The organism is Enterovibrio norvegicus (genome assembly GCF_002876705.1).
In the GTDB taxonomy this organism is placed as follows: domain Bacteria; phylum Pseudomonadota; class Gammaproteobacteria; order Enterobacterales; family Vibrionaceae; genus Enterovibrio; species Enterovibrio norvegicus_B.
This window is the reverse complement of record NZ_MDAG01000057.1, coordinates 37,410-62,406: the sequence shown is the minus strand read 5'-3', so window position 1 is coordinate 62,406 and position 24,997 is coordinate 37,410. Positions and strand designations below refer to the sequence as shown.

23 protein-coding genes are annotated in these 24,997 nt (G+C 48.3%); 7 read left to right on the top strand and 16 right to left on the bottom strand.

What is annotated here, in order from left to right; translation table 11 throughout:
- Window positions 1–42 precede the first annotated feature (42 nt).
- On the bottom strand, window positions 43–2,544 hold the full coding sequence (locus tag BCT27_RS19830; RefSeq protein ID WP_102396554.1) for a CoA transferase: 2,502 nt from the start codon (window positions 2,542–2,544) through the stop codon (window positions 43–45).
- Between the two features lie 158 nt (window positions 2,545–2,702).
- On the bottom strand, window positions 2,703–3,629 hold the full coding sequence (gene gcvA, locus BCT27_RS19825) for a transcriptional regulator GcvA (protein WP_102396553.1): 927 nt from the start codon (window positions 3,627–3,629) through the stop codon (window positions 2,703–2,705).
- Window positions 3,630–3,906: 277 nt separating this feature from the next.
- Between gcvA and BCT27_RS19820 the strand changes: the two genes are divergently transcribed.
- The 5 genes from BCT27_RS19820 to dbpA all read left to right on the top strand — a co-directional run bounded on the left by BCT27_RS19820 (window position 3,907) and on the right by dbpA (window position 10,659).
- Window positions 3,907–5,478 carry a BCCT family transporter gene (locus BCT27_RS19820; protein ID WP_102319097.1) on the top strand — a complete coding sequence of 524 codons (1,572 nt, stop codon included), beginning with the start codon at window positions 3,907–3,909 and terminating at the stop codon, window positions 5,476–5,478.
- The gene (locus tag BCT27_RS19815; protein ID WP_102396552.1) at window positions 5,475–6,635 is read left to right on the top strand and encodes an iron-containing alcohol dehydrogenase; all 1,161 of its coding nucleotides are present in this window, start codon (window positions 5,475–5,477) and stop codon (window positions 6,633–6,635) included. The genes BCT27_RS19820 and BCT27_RS19815 overlap by 4 nt, the downstream gene beginning before the upstream one ends.
- A gap of 18 nt (window positions 6,636–6,653) precedes the next feature.
- Window positions 6,654–8,147, top strand: coding sequence for a CoA-acylating methylmalonate-semialdehyde dehydrogenase (locus BCT27_RS19810; protein ID WP_102396551.1), 1,494 nt, complete (start codon window positions 6,654–6,656; stop codon window positions 8,145–8,147).
- Between the two features lie 170 nt (window positions 8,148–8,317).
- On the top strand, window positions 8,318–8,893 hold the full coding sequence (locus tag BCT27_RS19805) for a UPF0149 family protein (protein WP_026024416.1): 576 nt from the start codon (window positions 8,318–8,320) through the stop codon (window positions 8,891–8,893).
- Between the two features lie 353 nt (window positions 8,894–9,246).
- Window positions 9,247–10,659, top strand: coding sequence for an ATP-dependent RNA helicase DbpA (gene dbpA / locus BCT27_RS19800; RefSeq protein WP_017008243.1), 1,413 nt, complete (start codon window positions 9,247–9,249; stop codon window positions 10,657–10,659).
- A gap of 124 nt (window positions 10,660–10,783) precedes the next feature.
- On the opposite strand, the gene BCT27_RS19795 is transcribed toward dbpA, so the two are convergent.
- On the bottom strand, window positions 10,784–11,281 hold the full coding sequence (locus BCT27_RS19795) for a GlcG/HbpS family heme-binding protein (protein WP_102391773.1): 498 nt from the start codon (window positions 11,279–11,281) through the stop codon (window positions 10,784–10,786).
- 154 nt (window positions 11,282–11,435) lie between these two features.
- Here BCT27_RS19795 and BCT27_RS19790 point away from each other — a divergent pair, with 154 nt between their 5' ends.
- Together BCT27_RS19790 and BCT27_RS19785 are read left to right on the top strand one after the other, a co-directional pair.
- A complete protein-coding gene (locus BCT27_RS19790) occupies window positions 11,436–12,116 on the top strand; it encodes a response regulator (protein ID WP_102391772.1) in 681 nt (226 codons plus the stop codon).
- The gene (locus tag BCT27_RS19785) at window positions 12,094–13,560 is read left to right on the top strand and encodes a sensor histidine kinase (RefSeq protein ID WP_102396549.1); all 1,467 of its coding nucleotides are present in this window, start codon (window positions 12,094–12,096) and stop codon (window positions 13,558–13,560) included. The genes BCT27_RS19790 and BCT27_RS19785 overlap by 23 nt, the downstream gene beginning before the upstream one ends.
- Window positions 13,561–13,613: 53 nt before the next feature.
- On the opposite strand, the gene BCT27_RS19780 is transcribed toward BCT27_RS19785, so the two are convergent.
- From BCT27_RS19780 to cydA, 13 genes are all read right to left on the bottom strand, one after another.
- Complete coding sequence (locus tag BCT27_RS19780) at window positions 13,614–14,468, bottom strand: bile acid:sodium symporter family protein (protein WP_102396548.1); 855 nt, start codon at window positions 14,466–14,468, stop codon at window positions 13,614–13,616.
- 168 nt (window positions 14,469–14,636) lie between these two features.
- On the bottom strand, window positions 14,637–15,698 hold the full coding sequence (gene nadA, locus BCT27_RS19775) for a quinolinate synthase NadA (protein WP_102396853.1): 1,062 nt from the start codon (window positions 15,696–15,698) through the stop codon (window positions 14,637–14,639).
- 149 nt (window positions 15,699–15,847) lie between these two features.
- On the bottom strand, window positions 15,848–16,588 hold the full coding sequence (ybgF, locus tag BCT27_RS19770; RefSeq protein ID WP_102396547.1) for a tol-pal system protein YbgF: 741 nt from the start codon (window positions 16,586–16,588) through the stop codon (window positions 15,848–15,850).
- A gap of 18 nt (window positions 16,589–16,606) precedes the next feature.
- The gene (pal, locus tag BCT27_RS19765) at window positions 16,607–17,128 is read right to left on the bottom strand and encodes a peptidoglycan-associated lipoprotein Pal (protein WP_017008247.1); all 522 of its coding nucleotides are present in this window, start codon (window positions 17,126–17,128) and stop codon (window positions 16,607–16,609) included.
- Window positions 17,129–17,161: 33 nt separating this feature from the next.
- Window positions 17,162–18,514, bottom strand: a complete 1,353-nt coding sequence (gene tolB / locus BCT27_RS19760) for a Tol-Pal system beta propeller repeat protein TolB (RefSeq protein ID WP_102319105.1) — start codon at window positions 18,512–18,514, stop codon at window positions 17,162–17,164.
- A gap of 12 nt (window positions 18,515–18,526) precedes the next feature.
- Window positions 18,527–19,621 carry a cell envelope integrity protein TolA gene (gene tolA / locus BCT27_RS19755; protein ID WP_102319106.1) on the bottom strand — a complete coding sequence of 365 codons (1,095 nt, stop codon included), beginning with the start codon at window positions 19,619–19,621 and terminating at the stop codon, window positions 18,527–18,529.
- 13 nt (window positions 19,622–19,634) lie between these two features.
- Complete coding sequence (tolR, locus tag BCT27_RS19750) at window positions 19,635–20,081, bottom strand: protein TolR (protein WP_102319107.1); 447 nt, start codon at window positions 20,079–20,081, stop codon at window positions 19,635–19,637.
- Between the two features lie 3 nt (window positions 20,082–20,084).
- The gene (gene tolQ / locus BCT27_RS19745; RefSeq protein ID WP_017013958.1) at window positions 20,085–20,771 is read right to left on the bottom strand and encodes a protein TolQ; all 687 of its coding nucleotides are present in this window, start codon (window positions 20,769–20,771) and stop codon (window positions 20,085–20,087) included.
- Complete coding sequence (gene ybgC, locus BCT27_RS19740) at window positions 20,761–21,174, bottom strand: tol-pal system-associated acyl-CoA thioesterase (protein WP_017008252.1); 414 nt, start codon at window positions 21,172–21,174, stop codon at window positions 20,761–20,763. Before ybgC ends, tolQ begins: the two co-directional genes overlap by 11 nt.
- A 167-nt stretch (window positions 21,175–21,341) precedes the next feature.
- Window positions 21,342–21,626 (bottom strand): cyd operon protein YbgE, encoded by a 285-nt coding sequence (gene ybgE, locus BCT27_RS19735; RefSeq protein WP_102319108.1) that lies wholly within the window; start codon window positions 21,624–21,626, stop codon window positions 21,342–21,344.
- A gap of 10 nt (window positions 21,627–21,636) precedes the next feature.
- Window positions 21,637–21,747, bottom strand: coding sequence for a cytochrome bd-I oxidase subunit CydX (gene cydX, locus BCT27_RS19730; RefSeq protein WP_078752244.1), 111 nt, complete (start codon window positions 21,745–21,747; stop codon window positions 21,637–21,639).
- A 15-nt stretch (window positions 21,748–21,762) separates the two neighbouring features.
- Window positions 21,763–22,899, bottom strand: a complete 1,137-nt coding sequence (gene cydB / locus BCT27_RS19725; RefSeq protein WP_102319109.1) for a cytochrome d ubiquinol oxidase subunit II — start codon at window positions 22,897–22,899, stop codon at window positions 21,763–21,765.
- A 14-nt stretch (window positions 22,900–22,913) separates the two neighbouring features.
- Complete coding sequence (gene cydA, locus BCT27_RS19720; protein WP_102391768.1) at window positions 22,914–24,500, bottom strand: cytochrome ubiquinol oxidase subunit I; 1,587 nt, start codon at window positions 24,498–24,500, stop codon at window positions 22,914–22,916.
- Window positions 24,501–24,997 lie beyond the last annotated feature (497 nt).

Sequence of the window (24,997 nt, the reverse complement as noted above, 5' to 3'; positions counted from 1 at the left end):
GAAAGCGTCATTATGAGGTCGTTGCGGTGATGCTTGAGGCGACTAACTAGGGAGGTAGTATTTCGACCACCCTTCGCTCACCACACCTTTGTCGATCAACCTTTGTACTGTGCTCGGCGTCATGCCCATGCCTTCCAGAATACGTCGACTTGATGTACCGAACCTTTCCGTTGGTGCAAGGGAGAGAATTTGCCCGCTGGTTGGTCGAATTGCATAGTGATCAACCATGGTGGTGACATGACCGCTTGGGTGTTCGTCATACACAGAGAACGCATACGTTCCAAGGTCGATACCGACTTTGCCATCTTGCCTACGGGTATAGTGTTCACGCAGCCACTCGATGCTTTTGATGTCAGCAATCGCAACATCCAGTGACTGAAAAGTACTCGCCCAGACATCACTGGTGTTTGTTGCCATCATGCGTGCGATCAATTCAGTCTGTTGAGTGTCATCCATTGAAGACAACCCCGCAAAACCTGACACACTTTCGATCTTCTCAAGGTCTTTTTCCGTGGCATCCAAGTACACCCAACCATCTTGCGTGTGATAGATATGCGATAGCGCATTGTACCCCAGTGCTTGTCTACCGGATGGCTCATCAAATGGCGCACGATCTTTGTAATCGTAACTGTATTTGATTTGCGCGAGGTTGGTGGTCGACGAAAGCGAGGTTCTCGCACGCAGTGCTTCTCCCGTATGCTCGCGGTGATAAAGCGCAACCGCGATGCTTAACCCACCCGCAAAACCACAGTTCACATCCAGCGTACCAATGTGCGCGTGTTCTTCCGGTGTTTGTTCGCCACCGAAACGGCTCATGATGCCACTGTTGGCTTGAATGATATCGTCGTAGCCAATGTAATCGGTTTTCTCGCCACGCTTAGGCCCGCCGAGACAATCGAGACGGCAGAAAATCACATCAGGGTTGATTGATTTCAGGCGCTCATCGCTCAGACCCAAGGCTTCGACCTGGCGCTCTGGCGCATTAATCACAACAACATCACTGTCTTTCACCAACTGCTCAAAAATCACCTTTCCTTCGTCAGTCAGCATGTCCATTAACAGGCTGCTTTTGCCGATGTTGGTTTGATAGCTAAACAACACCCCAATCAGCGGATCGTACATCGCCGTCGTTGGATCGAGTTTGGTGACTTCTGCGCCAAACCTGCCAAGGAATGCGGTGGAATGCGGCCCTGCGATGACATTGGTTAGATCCAGAATACGCACGCCTTTAAGCCATAGATTATCCGATGGTGCAGTCGTTGCAGAAGGTGCAGAAGAATACGCAGGTCGCTCTGAGAAATACTGCGCCGCTTCGCTAACATCGCTGATTTTTCGTGGTGCTAAATCACACTGTGCCTCGGCGCATTCTTCAAACCACACCAAAGGACCTGGTTGTTTCATTTCACCATATACAGGGTCGTCTACAGTGACAATCAAACCGCTTTGATCGCAGTGTTCACTGTTTACCCATTCTTGTGTGGTTCGGTGTGGCGCACCCGGGATGCCATTTTCCCCGAACAGTCTGCCCCACTCTTCTGATGATTTAGTCAAAAAGACGGCCTTCATCTTCGCGGCGACTTTTCCTGCCCAATTAGAAGGCAGCGGGTAAACACCTATAGAGGTTTCGCCTGACCACTCCGCAATCGGCAGGTACAGATCATCAACTTCAGGCAGACCGTCTTCCAACAACTCGTCGTAAATACCCAGCAACGTCAGACAACGTTTTGCGTGGTTACGGTGTGACGGACACACAACATAGAAAAAGCGTCCATCGAGACATTCATAAGTACGAAAGAAGGGATCGAGAAACTCCTGTAAGTCGTCATAACTCACGTTCATCTCAAGGCCTTCATCATGACGGCGGGCGATCTCATGTTGGCGCATCGTGAGGTAGCGATCCGGCATATCCTCGATGACAATAGAGTTGTAAGAGAGACCTTCCATTAAGGCTGAAGCAACAGGTACTTCAATGTGATCGCCCCTTCCATGCTTTTCACGAGCAAACAATGCCAACGCAAGTGAACTCGAAGCAAGCGTGGTGGCATAGGCTGAACCCAATGCCAACGGAGAAAAGCTTGGATTGCAACCCATCAACACGCGGTTATAACCCATATCAGTAAACACACCTGATGTGGCAGCAATAATGGCTTCTGTCGCCTTCCATTCTTTTCTCAATGCATCATTCGATGCAAAGCCCGGAATGGATAGAGTGATGAGCCTAGGATCTGCAGCACGAAGGCTATCGAAATCGATACCCAATTGCGCAAGACGTCCTGGACGGAAGTTTTCGATAATGATGTCGGCGGATGCACACAAAGAAAGTGCTTGAGCCAATCCATCTTCGTTTTTTAAATCCAGTTCAATACAAAGCTTATTTCGATTAAGCACCGCATTGGCGGGATCTTTCCAAAACGCGCCTTCCGCGGGGTCAATGTGGATCACATTGGCCCCCAAATCAGCAAGGATCATTGCAACGGCAGGCCCTGCGATATATTGGCCGAAGTCCACGACATTCACACCGTAAAGTGGCAATGTATTTCTCATTTATTCCAACTCCTGTCCAAAGAGGTATATCCATGAAATGAGAAAGTCCCTTTATAAAGAAAGGGAGCTTCATTGCGACCGATGTTAATTTGGCATTTATTTATTCACCATTAATAAAAATTAGGCCTAAGCGTTAAATAAATTAATGGCTCATACAATTAATTATATAAATCAAGAAATAGCTTGTTTGACTGATCCTTTTCAACCTCAGTCAATAACCAATCAATAAATGCTTGCGCGTGTGGATGGAGGGCTTTTGATTTAGAGCTCACCAAATAAAATGCTTCTTGCGTCGTCACTTTGGTATCAAATAAACGGACCAGCTTTCCTTCATCGATGTATCTTTCCACCAAACTGCTCCTACCTAGGGCTATCCCGCCATGATTGACCGCCACTTCTAACGCATTAACCAAGGTATCGAACTGACTGCCACGATCAAACTCCGCATAGGGTAACCCCATGCGTGTGAACCAGTGTCCCCAGCCATCTTCGTAGCCAATGACATGAATGAGTTTTTGCTTCAACAAATCACTAGGAGAGAACGCCGTATCCAATGTTGCAGCAAACGTCGGGCTACAAACAGGGTAAAGTACATCCCATGTAAGACGGTGTGCTTCTAAGTGTGCCCATTTGCCTTTTCCGTGGGTAACCTCAACATCAAAATTGTTTGAATTTTCACGGTTATTCACCCATATATTACTGGTAATTCTCAGGTTTATGTTTGGATTATTGTCTGAAAATGTCTGAAGCCTAGGGGCGAGCCAATGGATGAAAAACACCAAGTTCACCCGAACATTAAGCAGCTTTGACCGTCCTTGACCAAACAACTCCTCCGTGATTTCAGACAGTTTTTCAATCGCCTCATGCACAACAGGAAGATAAGCAGCGCCCGCTTCTGTTAACTCAAGCCCCCGCGGAAGACGCACAAACAACGTTGTGCCTAATTGACTTTCCAGCCCCTTGATCTGCTGGCTGATAGCCGCTTGGGTAATGTGCAGTTCTTGGGATGCATGGGTGAAGCTCAAGTGCCTTGCTGCGGCTTCGAAAGAACGAAGCCAATTCAGAGGCGGTAATCTCTTTTTCATCGCTATTTTCCTGATGTGTTTCTCGCCGAATGTAATAAAAACAATTACGTAAAAAGCCATCAAAATTATCAACACCCTCACGTATAAATTTTCTTATACCAATGACCGAATTTTTATTAATTGCGAGGGTATCTCTAAATATGAAAGTTTACTTAACGTCAAAAAGCCAAAGGACACATGCTAAATCGCGACAAAATCATGACGCATTTAATACATAAATAAAAATTGTGACGAATAACGGTATTTATATACACATATTCGGACGAGGAGTTATGCAATGGAAACGGATGTAAATCCAAGCAACTCAAAAGGAATTTTTGCAGGGGTTAACCCTGTCATGGCAATTGGCTCTTCCGCGCTTGCTGTATTGTTTGTTTTATACACGGTAATCATGCCTGAACACGCAAACAGTGTTTACTCAGCCGCTAAAGGCTACATCGCGTCAAACTTTGCTTGGTACTACGTGGGATTGATGAGCGTGTTTCTGTTCATCGCTGTCTACTTGGTGTTTAGTCGCTACGGCAGCATTCGACTAGGAAAAGATGATGAAAGGCCAGAGTTTGGCTTTTTCTCTTGGTTTTCGATGTTGTTCGGTGCAGGAATAGGCATTGGTATTCTATTTTGGAGTATCGCAGAGCCTATGTATCACCTTCAAAGTAATCCGTTTATCTCACCTGACAATGCCCTCACCATTGAAGCGGCACAAGTTGCTATGCGCGTCAGTATTTTTCATTGGGGTTTGCACGGTTGGGGCTTGTTTGCTCTTTGTGGACTCTCTCTTGCTTATTTTTCTTATCGCAAAGGCTTACCTCTTTCTATTCGCTCTGGCCTTTACCCTTTATTGGGTAACCGTATTTATGGCCCGATAGGTCATGCTGCTGATTTGTTGGCCGTGTTCGGCACCGTGTTTGGTATTGCAACGTCCTTAGGATTGGGCGCACAGCAAATGAACGCAGGGCTGAACTACCTCTTCGGTGTCGAAGTCAGCACAACGACGCAGATGGTATTGATCGTAGTAATTTCAATCATCGCGACGTTCTCGGTCATCACTGGCGTCAACAAAGGTATCCGCATTCTTAGTGAGCTGAATATGCAGCTTACTGTTGTCATGCTTGCGTTCTTTATCATCCTTGGCCCAACGGCATATGTGATTGGATCCTTCTTTACCAACTTAGGCGACTACATGCTCAATGTTACGTCGCTAGGCCTTTGGGTTGATCCAAACCCTGAGCATACGTGGCAAGGCTCTTGGACCATTTTCTATTGGGGATGGTGGATTGCATGGGCACCTTTCTGTGGCATTTTCATCGCGCGTATCTCCCGTGGCCGCACCATTCGTGAATTCATCCTTGGTGTGCTTATCGCCCCCACCATGCTGGCAGCATTTTGGATCACCATTTTCGGCAACACAGCGATGTACATCGAACTGTTTGGTCAAGGCGGCGTAGTCGATGCCGTGAATGACGACCTTACGCTGGCCTTGTTCAAAACGATCGAACTGATGGATGCAGGTACCATTCTGACCACGCTCGGTGCATCTATTTGCACCATCATGCTGGTGACGTATTTCGTGACTTCTGCAGATTCCGCCACGCTGGTTATCTGCACCCTCATTTCTATGGGTAACCCTCACCCACCCATGCGTTACCGTATTTTTTGGGGCATGTCGATTGGGCTTGTCGCTGCCGTATTACTGCTTGCGGGTGGGTTAGGCGCATTGCAAACCGCCTCCATCATCGCCGCATTGCCCTATTCCATCGTGATCATCGCCACCATCGTTGGTCTTTACAAAGCACTAAGAGCAGAACCTCTTCCTGGAAAACCTGAAGTCATAGGAGTAGCAAAATGAGCGCATCAGTCACCTTACCTCGAATGATGGAAATTGGCGGCGGTGCCGTCGCGCAAGTTCCAAACATGGTCAAAAATTTGAATGCATCACGTGTGTTGCTGATCACTGATAAAAACATGGTTGAATTCGGTTACGTCGCGAAGATTCAAGGCATCCTGATTGAAGCGGGTATCGAATCCAGCGTGTATGCCGACACCATTCCTGAGCCAACTTCTAGTTCGATAGAAGAAGCGGTACTGGTGACGCGTGAAGGCAACTTTGATTGCATCATTGCATTGGGTGGCGGTAGCGCAATCGACAGTGCGAAAGCAGTCAGTATTCTGGCACGCTTTGGCGGAAAAATGCGTGACTACAAAGTGCCTCGCATGGTGAATGAAGAAGGCATTCCTATCATCGCCATTCCAACCACCGCAGGTACTGGCTCCGAAGTAACGCGCTTTACCGTGATCACCGATGACGAATCTGATGAAAAAATGCTGTGTGTTGGATTAGGGTTTGCCCCCTATGCTGCGGTTGTCGATTATGAACTCACCATGTCTCTGCCTGCCCGCACCACCGCAGACACAGGCATTGATGCCCTCACGCACGCTATCGAGGCATATGTGAGCAAAAAGGCCAGTCCATTTAGCGATTACCACGCCCTTGAAGCCATTCGCCTCATCGCGCCAAACCTCCGTAAGGTTTATCACGACGGAAGAGACACAGATGCACGTGAAAAACTCATGCGGGGCGCAACCTATGCGGGCATCGCATTTTCGAATGCCTCCGTGGCTCTGGTGCACGGCATGAGCCGCCCAATTGGCGCGTTCTTCCACGTGCCGCATGGCTTATCAAACGCGATGTTATTACCTACCGTGACGGCATTCTCCATTGAAGCAGCGCCAGAACGCTATGCTGACTGTGCGGTTGCCATGGGCATTGCTCAAAAAGACGATCCTATCGATGTCGCCAATGCGCGTTTGGTCGAGGAACTCGCCGCTATCAATGCCGAACTCAACGTTCCCACTCTGAAAGAATTTGGGGTGGAATTCTCCATGTTCGAAACCGTGCTCAACACCATGATCGAACAAGCCTTGCTGTCCGGCTCGCCCGCTAACAATCCGAAAGTGCCGACGCCCGATGAAATGAAAAATCTTTACCTAAATCTTTGGTCTTAAGGAAGAGGAACCATACAAATGAAAACAATTGGACACTTGATCAACGGCGAACAGCGTGAAGACGGCGAGCAAACACAGTTGGTGTACAACCCTGCCACAGGCGAAGCCACTAAAGAACTTTTCTTAGCCAATGATGCCTTGGTGGATGAAGCCATCGAGGCCGCGAAAATCGCTTTTCAAACATGGCGTAACGAGCCGCCGATCAAGCGCGCGCGTGTCATGTTCCGCTACAAGCAATTATTGGAAGAACATAAAGATGAGATTTGCCGACTGATTGGTGAGGAGCACGGCAAGATCGCCCACGATGCGGCGGGTGAATTGCAGCGCGGCATCGAAAACGTTGAATATGCATGTTCAGCGGCAGAGCTGTTGAAAGGTGAATTTAGCAAGAATGTCGGCCCGTCGATTGATTCTTGGTCTGAGCACCAACCTCTCGGTGTGGTAGCAGGCATTACACCGTTCAACTTCCCCGCCATGGTGCCACTTTGGATGTTCCCGATGGCCATCGTCTGCGGTAACTGCTTTATTCTCAAACCGTCAGAAAAAGACCCCAGTGCCGCTTTGTACATTGCCAATCTTCTCAAAGAAGCAGGTCTACCTGATGGCGTGATGCAAGTCATTCAAGGCGGCAAGCCTGTGGTCGATCGCCTGCTTGAAAGTACAGAGGTTGAAGCGATCAGCTTCGTTGGCAGTACGCCAATTGCAAAGTACATTTACGAAACAGCAAGTCAAAACGGCAAACGTTGCCAAGCACTAGGCGGTGCGAAGAACCACGCCATCGTGATGCCTGATTGCGACCTCGACAATGCGGTAAACCAACTGATTGGTGCGGCATACGGTTCAAGTGGCGAACGTTGCATGGCGTTATCTGTTGCGGTTGCCGTCGGCAACGAAACCGCCGATAAGCTCGCAGCCATGCTCAAGCCAAAGTTGCAAGAACTTCGCGTGGGTGCGTTCTATGATAATGATAACGATTTTGGCCCGCTGATCAGCAGAGAGCATCAACAAAAAGTGGTGTCATACATTGATTCCGCAGAGCAAGATGGCGCCACGATTGTTGCTGATGGAAGACACCCCAATATTGAAGGTTACTCAAGCGGGTACTTTGTTGGGGCGACGTTGATTGATAATGTGTCTCCGACCATGGAAAGCTATCAACAAGAAATCTTCGGGCCTGTATTACAAATCATCCGCGCGGATTCGATGCAAGGCGCGATGGATTTGATCGACAAACATGCATACGGCAATGGCACCTGCATCTTTACCCGTGACGGTGAAGCCGCGCGCTACTTCTCTGATAACATCAAGGTCGGCATGGTCGGTATCAATGTGCCGCTCCCTGTTCCCGTTGCCTATCACAGCTTTGGCGGTTGGAAACAATCTTTGTTTGGTGATCTGCATGCGTATGGGCCTGATTCGGTCAAATTCTATACGCGCAGGAAAACCATTACACAACGTTGGCCATCAGCAAATGTTAGAGAAGGTGCGACGTTCTCCATGCCAGTGCTCTAATTCGGTAATGACATGGATCACAACAAAGCCCAGCCTTGCGCTGGGTTTTGTTCGTTTAGATGGCGCCTTTCTCACGAGTGAAGCGCTTTGCGTTGAAAAGTCGGCATTTTTTTTCAGTACTTAGCAAGTCACTGCTAGAATACAGCCAACATCAATACAGAGACGTAGATATGCAAGTTTCGCTCACGCAATTTATGACAGATAACGATTTAGAAAATCAGTTGTTATCTGAGATGCAAACAAAAGGCTTTGTTACCGCCATGGCGGCAGCACCTTACATGATTGATCCAAGTGAATGGTTAGCTTTCATGTGGGGCGGAGAGGAAGAGTCACCGTTCTCAAGTCACGAACAGCTTGAGCAATACGCGAATATCATCGTCAACTTGTGGAACGAGCAACGCGGCGCGCTGCTGTCTGCAGAGTGGCAATGGCCTGAAGGCTGCGCGCTGAGCGATACCGACATTGTGACCGCCGACACTCGCCTCTACTGTGAAGGCCTGCTGCAAGGCTGGACACTTGCGCGTGATGATTGGGAAATTCTGATGCCAGAAGATTCCCAAGAAAGCGCCCTGCTTGGCGGCGTATTGCTGTCGATTAGCCTGCTGTTCGATCCAGAAGCTGCACTGCCAACCCTTGAAGCACAAGGCGCCGCAGAATTGGCCCAATTCGAAGAAATCTTCAAAGGCATGCCAGTGATGCTTTGTGGCCTGACGCAACGCGCAGCACAGCTTGTAGAAGAGGCGTAATTCGCTCTCGATCTCAAACGCATACTTTCAAACGGCTGCCACTGTGCAGCCGTTTCTTTATCCACGGTCTACACCCAAACACAACCTGAAGATGCAGGATTCAACTCGCCCGAAAGGAGGGTATAAACATTGTGCTTTTTATGAGCAAAACAAATCGCGCACTGTTCGAATAATCCTGATATAGTCCCGCCCCTTGCTTTCAACATCCCCATGTTTTCAGCAAACAACGATGTCCGGCGCTGTTTCGCGTGTCTCCTGTCAACCAGTGATACAACTATCACGACAAGATTCATCGGATAATCACCTTTTCATGTCATACGCTACCAACAGGTAGTATTGCTCGGGATACCTCCGTGACCAAAGAATCAAACTCTGCAGGCCAACAGGCTGCGTTTTCTACATTGCCGCTAAAAGCGGAACTACTTTCTACCTTGAACACGATTGGTTTCGAAACCATGACGCCGATTCAAGCGCAAAGTCTCCCTGCCATTTTGGACGGGAAAGACGTTATTGGTCAGGGAAAAACAGGCTCGGGCAAAACCGCAGCATTCGGTTTGGGCCTACTCAACCGTTTAGACGTAAAGCGTTTCCGTATTCAAACTTTGGTGATGTGTCCGACGCGCGAACTGGCTGACCAAGTCGCCGTAGAAATTCGCACCTTGGCGCGTGGCATTCACAACATCAAAGTGCTCACCCTATGTGGTGGTGTCCCAATGGGCCCACAGATCGGCTCACTTGAGCACGGTGCACACATTGTTGTTGGCACACCAGGTCGTATTCAAGACCACCTAGAGAAGGGCCGTCTGTCGTTAGAAAACGTCAACACCTTGGTGCTTGATGAAGCTGACCGCATGCTAGAAATGGGCTTCCAGCCTGCACTGGATGCCATCATTCAAGACATTCCAGCAGGTCGCCAAACCTTGCTGTTCAGTGCAACGTTCCCATCGCAGATCCAAGCGATCAGCAAGCAGATTATGAATAGTCCGCTGATGGTGAAAGTAGAATCTACTCACGATAACAGCAGCATTTCACAACACTTCTATCAGTGTGAAGGCAACCGTCAGCGTATGGACGCGTTGCTGTTATTACTACTTAATCACCAGCCAGAAAGTGCGGTGGTGTTCTGTAACACCAAACGTGAGACCAAAGATGTCGCGGCGTGCCTTGAGAACGAAGGCTTCTCAGTCGTTGCATTGCACGGTGATTTGGAACAACGCGACCGCGACCAAATGCTACTTAAATTCGCGAACAAGAGTGTCACTGTGATGGTAGCAACCGACGTTGCAGCACGTGGCCTCGACATCGATTCATTGGATGCCGTGATTAACTACCACGTTGCGTTCGACACTGAAGTACACGTTCACCGCGTAGGCCGTACTGGCCGTGCGGGTAGCCAAGGTGCTGCTTACACCCTTTACGGCAGTGAAGACGGTTACAAAATCGCGTTGCTTGAAGATTACCTAGGCCGCGAAATCAAAGGTGAAGAACTGCCAGATTCGTCTGTCATGCAAGCTTTGCCACCAGAGCCTTTGATGGCAACACTGCACATTGATGGCGGCAAGAAAAGCAAAGTTCGCCCGGGTGATATCCTTGGCGCACTGACTGGCGGCGATGATGGCATCCAAGGTGCTGACGTTGGTAAAATCAAAGTCACCGATTACCGCTCCTACGTTGCCGTTAAACGCAACGTGGCGAAAAAAGCGCTGAAGAAATTGTCAGCAGGAAAAATCAAAGGCCGCACTTACCGTGTGTGGCAATTGCGCTAATCGAACAAAATAGGCAGGCCGTTATATCGCCCTGCCAAAAACGCCCTCATCCAGCAATGGCATGAGGGCGTTATTCGTTTTGCTTTCAAATAAAGCTAAGAAGCTAAACCCGGTTTACCCTTATCTATTTGCTGATTTTTTTAATCGCAGCTTCCGCGCATGCTACGTCTAAATGACCACCCGGCGCGCCTCCCACACCAATAGCACCCACAACGGCATTATTCACTTTCAACGGCAGCCCACCCGCAAGCAGCAATAAGCTTTCATCCATGTTCTGCAAGGGTTGTAAGATCGGTTTTTCGTTAATGAGTTTCATCAATTTGGCCGTCGGCTGCTTCATACTTGCCGCAGTAAAGGCTTTCTGACGAGAGCTTTCAAGTGTGTGCGAACCCGCTTTATCATTACGCAACTGGGCCAAAACACGCCCTGCCGGATCGACGACGGTCGCTGTGACCGCGTAGCCATCTCTTTTACACTGTTGAACGGCTTCAACGGCAAGCGCTAGCGCAGAATCTGAGGACAAAGAAGGAACGCTCACCGTGTCGATTTTTGCATGTGCTGAAAAGGCTGAAAAAAGAGCGACACTAAGAATAATTGTGCGAATGTTGGTGGCTGATTTCATACATAGATCTCCATTAGTTCATCATGTTTCTCGCAGCACAATGTAACTCCACCAAATTGCCCCATACTTTCATGAACATTACACCTTAGTAATGAAAGCCAAATCCCATGCTCACTTTGGTAAATTGTGGATAGCACAGCAAAGGAGACAGCCATTGAATCTACTGATCGTGGAAGATGATGTTCACATTCAGCGTTTCTTAACCCAAGGTTTCGAGCAAGAAGGCTGCACTGTGGCCTTGGCAAGCACTGGTATTGAAGGGCTACATTTCGCTACTCATGACCAGTTTGATGTCGTCATCTTGGATATCATGTTGCCAGAAATGGACGGCTTAGAGATGCTCAGGCAATTGAGAGGACAAGGCTTTACAGTTCCTGTCATCATTCTTAGTGCTAAGCATTCAGTGGAAGAGAGAGTGAGCGGGCTTCAATCCGGCGCAGATGACTATCTGGTGAAACCCTTTGCCTTTACGGAATTGCTCGCGCGCTGCCAGACGGTGACGCGACGGACACAACCCGACAATGCTATTTCAACCCGACTGCAATATGACGATTTGATGCTAGACATCATCAAGCGTGAACTTGTTAGGGACGACCTCGCCATTCCCCTTAACAAACGGGAATATGCCCTTACGGAACTCTTTTTACGCAATCCAGAAAGAGTGCTATCGAAGACCGTCATATTAGAAAAAGTTTGGGGGTATCAGTTTGACCCGCAAACAAACGTTGTAGATGTATTGGTATGTCGCTTAAGGTCGAAGGTAGATAAAGACTTTAAGCTCCCTCTTATTCATACCATTCGAGGGGTTGGCTATGTCCTCAGAAAAGAGTGTTAGCAACGCCCTAACGCATACGCAAAAGGCCCTGTTCTTTCGTTTTGTCACTGTGTTGCTAACGTGCTTGTTTGTCGTGCAAATGGTCATCGCCGTGATGCTGCTTTACAGAATGCAGAGCAATAACATCAACATGCTCGCTTCTATGGGTGCCGAATATCAGCGTATTTTGACGTTTAATGGCGCTGAAAAGTTAACCCATGTTGTGGTCGCCAACCCGGAAAGATTGCAAGAAAACAACATAACGATCTTTAAACAAGAGGTCACAAATCCCACCGTGTTTCACTATGTGTCCGGTGCCGAACTGGCGCTTCCCGAATCAAGCTTACATGCTTTTTCTTCAAAGATAGCGAACGCAGAATTGTCCGCGCCCAATGGTAACGTCGCACACAATGAACACTGGTATCAGCAACTGATGACCCAACCATTTTTGACGTTACCCTTGGTGGCGAATAACCAAGCTTACATAATGGTACAGCCAATTTTCTCAGATTTCGGGGCAGTCATCAGCGAATGGCTTCGTATCGGCCTAGCATTGGCCGTATTAGCGGTCATCAGTCTTTTGTTTGTTTGGCGGTTAATCCATTCAACGCTATCCCCTTTATTCACCTTGGCACGACAACTCGATGAGGCCAGCCAAAGCCCGTTGGAAAGCATGAGCAACACATTGAATTTGGCGAAACAAGCCAACAATGATGACCTCTCCAGTATCAACCGCAGTGTTAATTTGTTGCTAATGCGCCTCGATAAAGTAATAAAAAGTATGGATGACACAGTAAACGCCATTGCTCACGATTTGCGAACCCCTCTCTCCCGTCTCAGTCTCTCTGCAGAAAAAGGATTGCTCACGGAACAAGGTGATAGAAATGGTACTCAGGTGATGAAAGATGCCTTGGCAGACTGCTTAGAATCCTCCCATCAAGCCGATCAAATGCTCACCACCTTATTGAAAATTAATGATGAAGTGGCTGGACGCCTTTCTCCTAAGCTATCTCAAGTAGATATCAATGCGACATTACTCAACGTAGCAAGCTGGTATGAGGAAACCGCAGAAGACCGCGATATTCAATTGACTGTGATCACTCACCCAACATCATCTTTGCTTACCGATGAGGACAAGCTTATCCAGATATTGGTGAACCTTATTGATAACGCCTTAAAGTTCACACCCAGAGGCGGCACGATTCAATTGGCGTACTCGGAGCACAATAACCTTGCAAGCCTGTCAGTGACTGACTCTGGCATTGGTATTCCAGAAGATAAGCACGCATTAATTTTCACCAAACTCTATCGTGCTGATGAAAGTCGAACAGCGGAAGGGTATGGCTTAGGGCTCGCGCACGCGAAAGCGATAACAGAGAGTTTGTCAGGCCAACTCACCGTTGAATCAGAGGTCGGCAAAGGCAGCACGTTTACCATTAACTTAGTAAAAACTGCCTTGCGATAAAACAGGGATGAATATCAAAAACACATCCCTGTTTTATCGCAATCAAATCAATATTACGAATGACTTACAGCATGCCGTTTGCTCATCACAATTAAGATAATGGCAGGAATGTTCATCAAAATTCCGTAAAGCAAAGGCGTCAGCGCTAGTTGTGGTTGATTCAGCTGAACGACAGCCACGAATATCGCCGTGCCTGCATTTTGGATCCCCACCTCGATGGACAGTGTTTTCGACAAGGTTGCATCGCCCCCCAACCCTTTTGCTACAACCACGCCCAGCGCCATGCCAAGAACACAGAGAAGAAGCACCGCGATAGAAGCAACGGAAAAGAGTTGATGAAAGACTTTAGTGTTCGCCGCGAGGGTGATCGCGACAGTAAAAAATAGCGCCCACAACGCAGTACGACCGGCAAATTGAGCAAATCGCTCAAAGCCAGCCGACGAGCAATAGTGCTTGAACGTCATCCCCAACAATACCGGCACCAGAGTCACCGCGATAAGCTGCATGATGGCCGTTTTCACAGGAATGATGGCTGACACATCCGACAAAACAAACGGCAGCATTAACGGCAAACTGAACGGAATGATAAGGCTGCTTATCGCCGTCATCGTGATAGAGAGTGCTGAATCGCCCCCGCAAAGGTGACAAATTGCATTTGAAGATGCACCACCCGGTGCTAACGCCAATATCCACAACCCCACCGCCACCACTTCGGGCAGATTGAAGAGTTGAATTAAGCCATAAGCAATGATCGGCAAACCGATAAGCTGAGCAGACAGGCCCGCAGCCACTTTACCGGGAAATTGGGAAACACGCTTAAAGTCCGCAACGGTGAGGGTTAACCCCACACAAAACATCATCCAAGCAAGCGCGACAGGCAAGCCGATAGTGAGCATGGTTTGACTCATAGAATATCCTTCACTGACATCGAAACGACCCGCTCGTTATTATTGTTTTCGTGTTGCTCGTACATGATTTGCACGTCGTAAACAGGCGGGTTCAACGTGCGGGACAATTTAGCAGATCAAAAAAGGCGAACAATGCGTTCGCCTTTAAACTAGAGGGAGCATCAAACTTTATGCGTTGCCTTTCACTTGAAGTTGCAACTCCGCAGCAAAATCCAACATGCGATTCAGCGGGATCAGTGACTTCTGACGAATGGCTTCATCAACATGAATTTCATGCTGCACGCCGCCTTCTTTCAGCGCAAGTTCGATGGCTTTCAAGCCGTTCATTGCCATCCAAGGGCAATGTGCACAGCTGCGGCACGTTGCGCCAGCACCTGCGGTTGGGGCTTCGATAAGTTCTTTATCTGGCACGACTTGCTGCATCTTGAAGAAGATGCCTTTGTCTGTCGCGACGATCATCTGCTTATGTGGAAGCTCTTTTGCGGCCTTAATCAGCTGGCTCGTTGAACCAACGGCATCCGCAAGTTTAACCACGCTAGCAGGTGATTCAGGGTGAACAAGGATTGCTGCGTCTGGGTAAACCGCTTTCATGTCCTTGAGGGCTTTGGCAGAAAACTCATCGTGCACCACGCACTCGCCTTGCCACAGCAACATTTCCGCACCGGTTTTATTGGCAATGTACGAACCAAGGTGACGGTCAGGCCCCCAAATAATAGGTTTATCCTGCGCATCCAGATGTTCAACGATTTCCAATGCAATCGACGAGGTGACAACCCAATCCGCGCGTGCTTTTACCGCTGCCGACGTGTTGGCATAAACCACCACAGTATGATCAGGGTGCGCATCGCAGAAAGCAGAAAACCTGTCTTCCGGGCAGCCTAGATCCAGTGAGCATTCCGCGTCTAGCGTCGGCATGATCACGTTCTTTTCTGGGGTCAGGATTTTTGCACTTTCGCCCATGAAACGGACGCCAGCAATCAGCAACGTTTTCGCAGGGTGTCGATTACCGAACTTGGCCATCTCAAGAGAGTCACCCACAAAGCCACCGGTTTCTTCAACCAGCGCCTGAATTTCAGGGTCAGTGTAGTAGTGCGCAATCATGACTGCGTCTTTCTCTTTCAAAAGCTGTTTGATGCTTTCGATGTAGTCTGATTTTTGCTGCTCAGACAGCACCTCCGGCTTAGGAGGGAAAGGATATACCGTCTCAGCGGTATTAATAATCTGGCTCATCCACTTACTCAGATATGCTTGCAGTTCGGCCATTATACACGCCTTATAGCAGCATTTTCATCTCAGAAAACGTGTTGTGGCTTAGAGACACAATAAATTTGCAAAGAAAAAGCCGACTCAAGGTCGGCTTTATAGGGTAGTTGCTACGTTTACTTCTTCAATTGCTTTTCTGCTTGGCTTGCCGATGTCGAACCTGGGTATTCTGTCACGACTTTCTGGAACAAGGTTTTTGCACCTGCCTTGTCGCCCTCTCGGTCTGCAATCATCCCAAGCTTGAGCATTGCATCTGCACGCTTGCTTGATTTCGCAAACTGACTAACGGCATCAAAATGCTGCTTCGCCAATGCCAATTCGCTCTTCGCGAAGTATAGTTGCCCCAACCAATAATGCGCATTTGGCTTATAAATTGATTGCGGGTATTTGGTCAAAAATGCGTTGAAAGATTCCGTTGCGCCTTGGTAGTTTTTCTCTTTCAGAATCAGGTTCACGGCTGATTCATATTCTGCGTTTTCAGACTGATTGTTTGAATACGCTTCTGTGGTTGCTGGCGTTTCAGATTTACTTTCAACTGCAGGTGCTGGTTTTGCAGTGCGAAGCGTATCGATTTCACGGTACAAGTCGCGCTGGCGTTCCAACATCTGATTTAATTCATAACTGTTTCTTTCAACAGTGCCGCGCAATTCGTCCAACTCGCCCGCCATTTGTTCTAGCTGACGTTGCATGTCGATTTGCATTTGGTTGCGGGCTTCTAGCATTCGCTCCAAGCGCTCTACAGAGCTACTGCTGCTACCACCACCTAACTCAGTCACCGGAGCAGGTGCAGCAGCCACAGGGGCTGCCACACTCACCAGTAACGCCAGCGATAAAGAACGCAAAGTGTTACTGTTCATCATGATTTACCTTCTAACTTAGTAAACCAGAACCGCACGGCGGTTCTTCGCGTAGGCTTCTTCACCTTGGCCTAGCACCAATGGTTTCTCTTCGCCGTAGCTTACGATAGAAATTTGAGAAGCTGGAACACCTAGCGCTTGCAGGTATTTCGCTACTGCGCTCGCACGGCGCTCGCCAAGTGCGATGTTGTATTCTGGTGTACCACGCTCATCGGCGTGACCTTCTACAACCACTTTAATGCTGTCGTTTGCACGCAGGAATTCAGCGTGTGCATCTAGCATGTCTTCAAACTGTGGCAATACAGAGTAGTCATCAAAGTTGAAGTAAATAGTTTGAGACTGACGCAGTTCGTTTGCACGAATTTCTTGCTCAGTCAGACTGCCTTGGCCGCCGTCTACTGGTGTTACGATAGTGGTTTCTTGACCTTTGTTGGTTTCAGAACCCGTGCTATCAGTAGAGCTGTCGCTAGAGCTACAAGCCGCTAGGGTAAACATAGGTAGCGCTACCGCCAAACCCTTAAGTACTTTATTCAATTGCATCTCGTTTTCCTTAATTTCAAATAAGCGCAAATATTATTGGAACGGGGACCATGTTGGTGCCCTAACTCGGCCGTTTGTTGCTGGTAGTCGTGCTTTAAACCGTCCATCAATAGAAACCAGTGAAAGTACGTTATTACGCCCATAGACCGAGCTGTAAATGACCATGCTGCCATTCGGTGCGAGGCTTGGTGATTCATCAAGCATCGTTTTGGTTAGAACTTCTACGGCACCCGTTTGCAAATCTTGTTTTGCAATGTTGTAACCTGAGTCCGAGCGGTGAACCATTACAAGGAATCTACCATCCGGTGTCAGCTGACCACCGAGGTTTTGGCTACCCTGCCAAGTCAACCTGTTGGTAGAACCGTCGGCTAAATTTACTCGATAAATCTGTGGTTTACCACCCCGGTCTGACGTAAAGATCAAAGACTGCCCATCTGGATCCCAGAAAGGTTCAGTGTTGTTCGCGCGCCCTTTGGTGATTTGTTCCATCTTGCGCGTTCTCAGATCTAACACATAAACCTGCAAGCTGCCTGTCTTGGAGAGAACCAAGGCTAACTTGTTGCCATCAGGCGAAAATTTTGGCGAACCATTGTGACGAGGGAATGACGAGATCATCTCTCGTTCGCCGGTATAAATATTCATTAAGAAAATTTGTGCCTGACCGTTTTCAAAGCTCACGTAAGCGAGTTGTTTACCATCAGGCGACCACGTAGGCGACATCAGAGGTTGCTTTGAACGCAACACAAGTAGTTCGTTGTAGCCGTCATAGTCAGACAGGCGAAGCTGGTATGGATGTTCCGATTTATCATCAATCACCACGTAGGCAATACGTGTTAGGAACGCCCCTTTTTCACCCGTTAGCTTTTCATACACTAAATCTGAAATACGGTGCGCGTACTGACGAAGCTGCTTGCCGTTGACCGTTTTGCGGTTATTAAGCAAAAGGTGGTCTTTGGTTAGTTCCAATTCTCCGGTTGCTGACAAGCCTTTGCTTGTGCCGCCAGTTAACTGGCCGCGAACCACATCGATCAATTGGTACTCAATCAGGTATTTCCCATCTGGTGTTGGGCTGATTTTACCTGTTACAAGCGCATCGACACCCAATGCAGTCCAATCGTTGAAATCCACGTTTTCGTCGCTGTAAGGCGTTTGTGGCATCTTGTCGGTTGGGACTGGGCTGAATTTGCCGCTGCGTTGAAGATCTGATGCGATAACATCAGACACATTGGTCGGTAACTTGCCTTCGCCTTCCCACTTAAAAGGGACAATGGCGATAGGACGTGCAGAGTTGACCCCTTCGGTGATGACGAGTTTGAGCTCAGCTTGTGCAGGCTGAATAGCCGCAAGCATGAGTGCAAACACACCAAAGAAAACACGTTTCAACATGAAGAATCCCTCTTACTCTGGTTTCACAGTCAGTTCAATATTTTGAAGCTCAGCTGCGACTTCTTTATCTTCCGGCATTGGGAAGGATGATACTTTCAATACGGCCGTTTTCGTTGCACGACATAAAGTGCGATTTCCACCCACTTCATTTACATCGAGTAAAAGCCCTGTGCTCGACAAGCGCATTTTCACCACACACTCCTGACCAAAAAGACTGCTGTCTACCAGCAAGTTTTGCTGAATCATTTGTGTATAAATTGCACCATAGCGAGCAGCTTCATCAGAGATAAATCGCCCTCGAGCCGAACCGCGATTTGCCGATTCGGACTCGAGACCGCTAAAAAGCTCGTTGAGGGCAGCCTCCTGCTCTGCCTGCTTCTTACGTGCAGCTTCAGCTTTACGCTCTGCTTCTACACGTGCAGCTTCCGCTTTGCGGGCAGCCTCTTCGGCTTTTTTCTGCTCAGCTAGCTTACGTTTACGCGTTTCTTCTGCCTTGCGGGCTTCTTCTTCAGCGCGTTTTTTCTCTGCTAACTGACGCTCACGTTCTGCTTCTGCTTTCTTACGTTCTTGTTCAGCACGCACGCGCTCAGCTTCTGCCTTTTTCGCCGCTTCTTCCGCTTTACGCTGTTCTGCGACTTTGAGCTGGCGTTCAGCTTCTGCTGCCGCAGATTTCTCTTGGGCAATGCGAGTCGCTTCTTTGGCCTTACGTTGTTCTTCAGCTTCTTTCTTACGGGCTTCCGAAATACGCTTGCGCTCAGTTTCCGCTTCTCGTGTCGCTTTTTCAGCCGCTAGCTTTTCAGCACGCAATTCACGAAGACGCTTCTCTTCTTGTTCACGTTGCTTTTCAAGTTGATCAGCTTGTTGTTCTAATCGACGAAGACGGTCATCTTCTTGTCGTTTAGCTTCATCACGCTGTTGGCGAATTTTTCGCGCTTGTTCATTTACAATGCTGGGGTCAATAACGACCGCTTCAATACTCTGCCCCGCAGGCTGGTGCGATACCTTTGTGAAATCAGCGCCCCACAACAAACCGCCCAAAAGCGCGGCGTGTAACAGCACGGATATGATCGTTGCGCCTGAGTAGCTTGTTTTCTCTTTCTTCTTCATTCAGTTACTCATCTCACGAATCAAGCGGTTCAGTCATGAGTCCAACTGAGGACACACCTGCTTGGTTCAACGCATCCAATGTTAGGATGATCTCTGAATAAGGCACTCGACCATCACCGCCGACAAGCACAGGTGATTTAGGGTTCAGTTCCAGCTCCGCTTTCACGCGCACCAACATGTCTTGCAAGGACAAGCCACGTTCCATATCACCATTGTTAACACTCAAGCCCAAGCCGCCGTTTTGGTCGACTTCAACAATGATAAATGCACCACTGCCTGCATCATCAGCAAGGTCCGCCGCTGTTTTCGCGGTAGATGTTTGTGGAAGATCAACATCCACACCTTGCGTGACGAACGGCGCTGTCACCATAAAGATGATAAGCAACACCAACATGACATCGATGTATGGCACCACGTTTATCTCGGCAGTCATTTTCCGCCGTTTAGATTGATAAGGCATGGCTTACTCCTTCGGTGCAGCGAATGCCTGGCGGTGCAAAATGCTAGAAAACTCTTCCATGAAGTTCACATAGTTATTTTCAAGTTTGCCAACCTTGGAGGTTAACTTGTTGTATGCCATTACCGCGGGGATTGCAGCAAATAGGCCCATTGCCGTTGCCACTAGCGCTTCCGCGATACCTGGCGCAACCATGGCCAACGTCGCCTGCTTCACCGCACCCAATGCAATAAATGCGTGCATGATGCCCCATACCGTACCAAATAGACCGATGTAAGGGCTGATTGAGCCCACGGTGGCTAAAAATGGCAGGTTGGTTTCGAGTGATTCAACTTCTTTCGACAGTGACACGCGCATAGCACGGCCTGTTCCTTCCATCACGGCTTCTGGCACTTTGCCGTTGCTGCGGTGAAGGCGCGCGAACTCTTTAAAGCCCGAATAGAAAATTTGTTCACTGCCTGTCAGCTGGTCTTTACGCGCTTGCACTTCTTGAAACAGCTGAGAAAGATCCATTCCAGACCAAAAACGGTCTTCAAAACGTTCTGCTTTTGCAGTCGCCTGAGAAAGGATTTGAGAACGTTTGATGATCATCGCCCAAGACACGATTGACATGCCAAGCAGAACTAACATCACTGCCTTAACGAGCAGACTCGCTTGCAAAAACAGATCAAGAATTGACAGTTCAGCGCTCACTTAAAATCTCCGATTGAATCGATGGGGGGATGGATTTGGGTTTCATTTTCTCAGAATCGACACAGGCTACCTTAACGACGGCCCGACACAATACCTGCCCGTCTGAATTAACTAAATTCTGACAGAAAGTGAGGGTCACACGACGCAGCTCTGACACCGTTGTTTCTACGGTTAACAATTCGTCAAACCTTGCGCCCTTGATAAAGTCGATATCCATATGGCGAACCACGAACGCAGTGTGTTCTTTAAATAGCACTTGTTGGTTGACACCGATGCTACGTAAAAGTTCTGTTCTTGCACGTTCGAAGTACTTGATATAGTTCGCATGATATACAAGACCACCAACGTCAGTATCTTCGTAGTAAATACGAACCGGCCAGCAGAATGGGTGGGGTTGGCTCATCCGATAATTACCTGAAATCCATAATAAGGTTTAGCGAATTACTATAACTGACTTACTCAAGGTATTGAAAGCACGTTGCACCGTAGTACATCACGATTGGCGCAAAATAAAACAGCCTGAGGCCAAAGGCACTCAGGCTGTTGCATAGATGAACGGTCATTGCGTCTTTAAATGAATGCAGTCGTGAGGATTGAAATCATCACAGCCCATGCAAACGGTGGGAAAAAGACCAATTGCCAAAACCAAAAGCGCGGTTTGAATGCCATGCCGTGGATAATCCCCGTGCATGTCGCCCAAATCAGTGCTGGGGCATTGGCGACACTGAAGCCACCAATGTTGTCCGCAAAGGTCTGCGGATCCCAAATCACCCATCCCGCGCATGTCAGGGCAAGCACCAATGACATGATCATCAACACACGCTTATGAAGACGGTCATGCAGACCGTCCAACATAGTCGTGAACTTATTCTTCACTGTCGTGATCCATGGCTTCAGTGTGTTCTAACCAAAGCGCATTGATAATACCGAACGAGCACGCCAGCAATACACCTAGAATCCAAGCGAAATACCACATGGTTGACTCCTTCTCTTAGTACAGTGAGGTTTTGTTTTCTTCGATGAACTTGTCATCGAGACGACCAAACATCTTGTAGTAACACCATGCGGTGTAAGACAGGATGATTGGCACCATAACAAACGCAACGACAGTCATGATATTCAACGTTAGTTCGCTCGATGTCGCATCCCACATGGTTAAGCTGTGGTCTGGGAACAAGCTAGAAGGCATCACGAATGGGAACATCGCGAAACCTGCCGTCAAAATAACACCTGCAATGGCGAGGCTGTTGAACAAGAACGCAAAACCGTCACGCTCGAAACGCGCGCACACAGCAACCAGCAGCGGCATGAATACAGCCAGTGCGGGTGCAGCCCATAGTAGTGGGTAAGCGTCGTAGTTATTGAACAGCGCACCCGTTAGCGTCATCACTTCTTTGTTCAGTGGGTTAGACGTCGCACTCGTCATGATTTCGCTTGTGATCACATAGCCTTCAATGCTTTGTGCCCAGAAGCCAGCAAGTGCAAAGCACACTGCCGTCAGGATGGCAGAAATCTGCGCCACGTTACGTGCACGGGTGTGCAACGCATCGGTGGTTTTCATCTGAAGGTAGGTCGCGCCTTGTGTCACGATCATGAACAAGCTGACCAAACCACACAGAATCGCGAATGGATTCAGCAAACCAAAGAATGAACCTCGGTACGTTGGGATCAAGAATTCGCTCAATTCGAAGGGTACACCTTGAAGAAGGTTACCAAACGCCACACCGAAGATGATTGGTGGTACGAAGCTACCGATGAAAATGCCCCAGTCCCAGGTTTTACGCCAGCGTGGGTCTTCAATTTTCGAACGGTAGTCGAAGCCAATTGGGCGCAACCACAAAGCGGCTAGCGTCAGAATCATCGCCAAGTAGAAACCTGAGAATGACACTGCGTAGACCAACGGCCATGCAGCGAACAGCGCACCGCCTGCGGTGATTAACCATACTTGGTTACCATCCCAGTGCGGGGCAATCGAGTTAATCATCACGCGGCGCTCGTTATCGGTTTTACCAATAACAGGCACCAGCGCACCGACACCCATGTCAAAGCCATCGGTGATCGCGAAGCCAATCAGCAGAACACCAATCAGTGCCCACCAGATCAGACGTAGAATCTCATATTCAAACATGTCTCACGCTCTCCTTATGCTTCAACTTGACGCGCAAGATCCGTTTCCGGGGTCTTTAGCTTTTCAAAGTGATAACGGCCTGTTTTTAGGCTGCTAGGGCCTAAGCGTGCGAATTTAACCATCAAGTACACTTCGGCAATCAAGAACACTGTGTACAGTAGAACGATTGCAACCAATGAGGTGATGATTTCTGACGCGGGAACATTGGACGCAGCCATGTGTACAGGCAGAATTTCACCCACAGCCCATGGTTGACGGCCATATTCAGCAACGAACCAACCTGCTTCACAGGCAATCCAAGGCAATGGAATACCAATCAGTGCAAGTTTCAGAAGCCATGGTTTTTCGTCGATTTTCTGACGACAGGTTTGATAGAACGCCATACCGAAGATAAACAGCATTGCGAAGCCACACGCGACCATGATGCGGAAGCTCCAGAATAGCGGCGCTACCTGTGGAATAGAGTCTTTCGCAGCTTGTTTGATTTGCGCTTCCGTTGCATCAACAACGTTTGGTGTTTGTTCTTTCAGTAGCAGACCAAAACCAAGATCTTTCTTCACGTCATCAAACGCTGCGATGTTTTCAGGTGTTCTTTCACCTGCACGCAGTTTTTCAAGCAAACCATAAGCAATCATACCGTTACGGATACGCACTTCATGCTCATCAACGATGTCATGAAGGCCCGTCACTTGCTTATCAAAGGAACGCGTCGCGATGATACCCATTACATACGGGATCTTAATCGCGTAGTCGGTTTCCATGGTTTCTTGGTTCGGGAAGCCAAACACAGTGAACGCTGCTGGTGCAGGTTCGGTGTGCCATTCAGCTTCAATTGCTGCCAATTTCACCTTCTGAACATCACCCAGCTCATAGCCAGATTCATCGCCCAGAACGATAGTAGACAGGATACCCGCCATACCAAATGATGCAGCAATGGCGAAAGAACGGCGTGCAAATGCAACATCACGGCCTTTCAGAAGGTAGTAAGCACTGATACCCAGAACGAACATGGCACCCGTGGTGTAACCTGCTGCCACGGTATGAACGAATTTCACCTGAGCAACCGGGTTAAGTACAACTTCAGCAAAGCTCACCATTTCCATTCGCATGCTTTCGAAGTTGAACTCAGCACCCACTGGGTTTTGCATCCAGCCATTCGCGACAAGAATCCAAAGCGCAGAGAAGTTTGAGCCGATAGCCGTTAACCAAGTAACGGTAAGGTGTTGACGTTTTGAAAGGCGATCCCAGCCGAAGAAGAACATACCAACTAGCGTCGACTCAAGGAAGAAGGCCATTAAGGCTTCAATCGCGAGCGGGGCACCAAAGATGTCGCCGACGTAGTGAGAATAGTATGCCCAGTTAGTACCAAACTGGAACTCCATCGTTAGGCCTGTTGCAACGCCTAGCGCGAAGTTAATACCGAAAAGCTTACCCCAGAACTTGGTCATGTCCTTGTAGATTTGCTTGTCAGTCATGACATAGAGCGACTCCATGATGGCAAGCAGGAATGCCATACCTAAAGTCAGTGGGACAAATAAGAAGTGATACATCGCGGTAAGAGCAAATTGGAACCGCGACAGATCCACAATATCAGTTAACATGTTAACTCCTTCCTCGCCAGGCTCGCTGGCGCGCGATACTTTCGTATCGATAAGTAAATGCTTAAACACATGCGGGGCTGACTGGCCGCGCCTAACTAAGCTTCCTTACGGGATCTGTGTAAACAGACCTCCCTTTTTATGTTGCACTTTTGTGCCCAACTAGTTAGGATTTTGTTAAGTAAGTCCTAATATAGCTGCATCTAATATTAAACATTCTGAGCGGCCGCTTCAAAGTATTTGGCGTGCGCGTACATTGATTGCTGTCAAATTAATCAATTGTCGCTGTCAAAATTTTGCGATTGTTAGACATCAATCAATTTTGGCGCGATTTTTTTGGCAAATGATCACGCTGAGCAATGACATGCTCATCCCGAAAGTAGGCGAATAGAGACAAGAATAGTTGTTGAACCGACGTTAACGGGGAATTTACGTGTCACAGGTTGTGAAACATCTGTCGTTAGCGAGATAAAAGTAGGAAGAGCAGGAAGAGCAGGAAG

Coding starts and splice junctions, on each gene's coding strand:
- pal (WP_017008247.1), bottom strand. CDS start 17,128: ATGCAATTGAATAAAGTACTTAAGGGTTTGGCGGTAGCGCTACCTATG.
- tolA (WP_102319106.1), bottom strand. CDS start 19,621: ATGAAGAAGAAAGAGAAAACAAGCTACTCAGGCGCAACGATCATATCC.
- ybgC (WP_017008252.1), bottom strand. CDS start 21,174: ATGAGCCAACCCCACCCATTCTGCTGGCCGGTTCGTATTTACTACGAA.
- gcvA (WP_102396553.1), bottom strand. CDS start 3,629: ATGAAAAAGAGATTACCGCCTCTGAATTGGCTTCGTTCTTTCGAAGCC.
- BCT27_RS19820 (WP_102319097.1), top strand. CDS start 3,907: ATGGAAACGGATGTAAATCCAAGCAACTCAAAAGGAATTTTTGCAGGG.
- cydB (WP_102319109.1), bottom strand. CDS start 22,899: ATGTTTGAATATGAGATTCTACGTCTGATCTGGTGGGCACTGATTGGT.
- ybgF (WP_102396547.1), bottom strand. CDS start 16,588: ATGAACAGTAACACTTTGCGTTCTTTATCGCTGGCGTTACTGGTGAGT.
- cydA (WP_102391768.1), bottom strand. CDS start 24,500: ATGTTAACTGATATTGTGGATCTGTCGCGGTTCCAATTTGCTCTTACC.
- ybgE (WP_102319108.1), bottom strand. CDS start 21,626: ATGTTGGACGGTCTGCATGACCGTCTTCATAAGCGTGTGTTGATGATC.
- BCT27_RS19795 (WP_102391773.1), bottom strand. CDS start 11,281: ATGAAATCAGCCACCAACATTCGCACAATTATTCTTAGTGTCGCTCTT.
- BCT27_RS19805 (WP_026024416.1), top strand. CDS start 8,318: ATGCAAGTTTCGCTCACGCAATTTATGACAGATAACGATTTAGAAAAT.
- BCT27_RS19815 (WP_102396552.1), top strand. CDS start 5,475: ATGAGCGCATCAGTCACCTTACCTCGAATGATGGAAATTGGCGGCGGT.
- nadA (WP_102396853.1), bottom strand. CDS start 15,698: ATGAGCCAGATTATTAATACCGCTGAGACGGTATATCCTTTCCCTCCT.
- tolR (WP_102319107.1), bottom strand. CDS start 20,081: ATGCCTTATCAATCTAAACGGCGGAAAATGACTGCCGAGATAAACGTG.
- BCT27_RS19785 (WP_102396549.1), top strand. CDS start 12,094: ATGTCCTCAGAAAAGAGTGTTAGCAACGCCCTAACGCATACGCAAAAG.
- cydX (WP_078752244.1), bottom strand. CDS start 21,747: ATGTGGTATTTCGCTTGGATTCTAGGTGTATTGCTGGCGTGCTCGTTC.
- BCT27_RS19830 (WP_102396554.1), bottom strand. CDS start 2,544: ATGAGAAATACATTGCCACTTTACGGTGTGAATGTCGTGGACTTCGGC.
- tolB (WP_102319105.1), bottom strand. CDS start 18,514: ATGTTGAAACGTGTTTTCTTTGGTGTGTTTGCACTCATGCTTGCGGCT.
- BCT27_RS19810 (WP_102396551.1), top strand. CDS start 6,654: ATGAAAACAATTGGACACTTGATCAACGGCGAACAGCGTGAAGACGGC.
- BCT27_RS19780 (WP_102396548.1), bottom strand. CDS start 14,468: ATGAGTCAAACCATGCTCACTATCGGCTTGCCTGTCGCGCTTGCTTGG.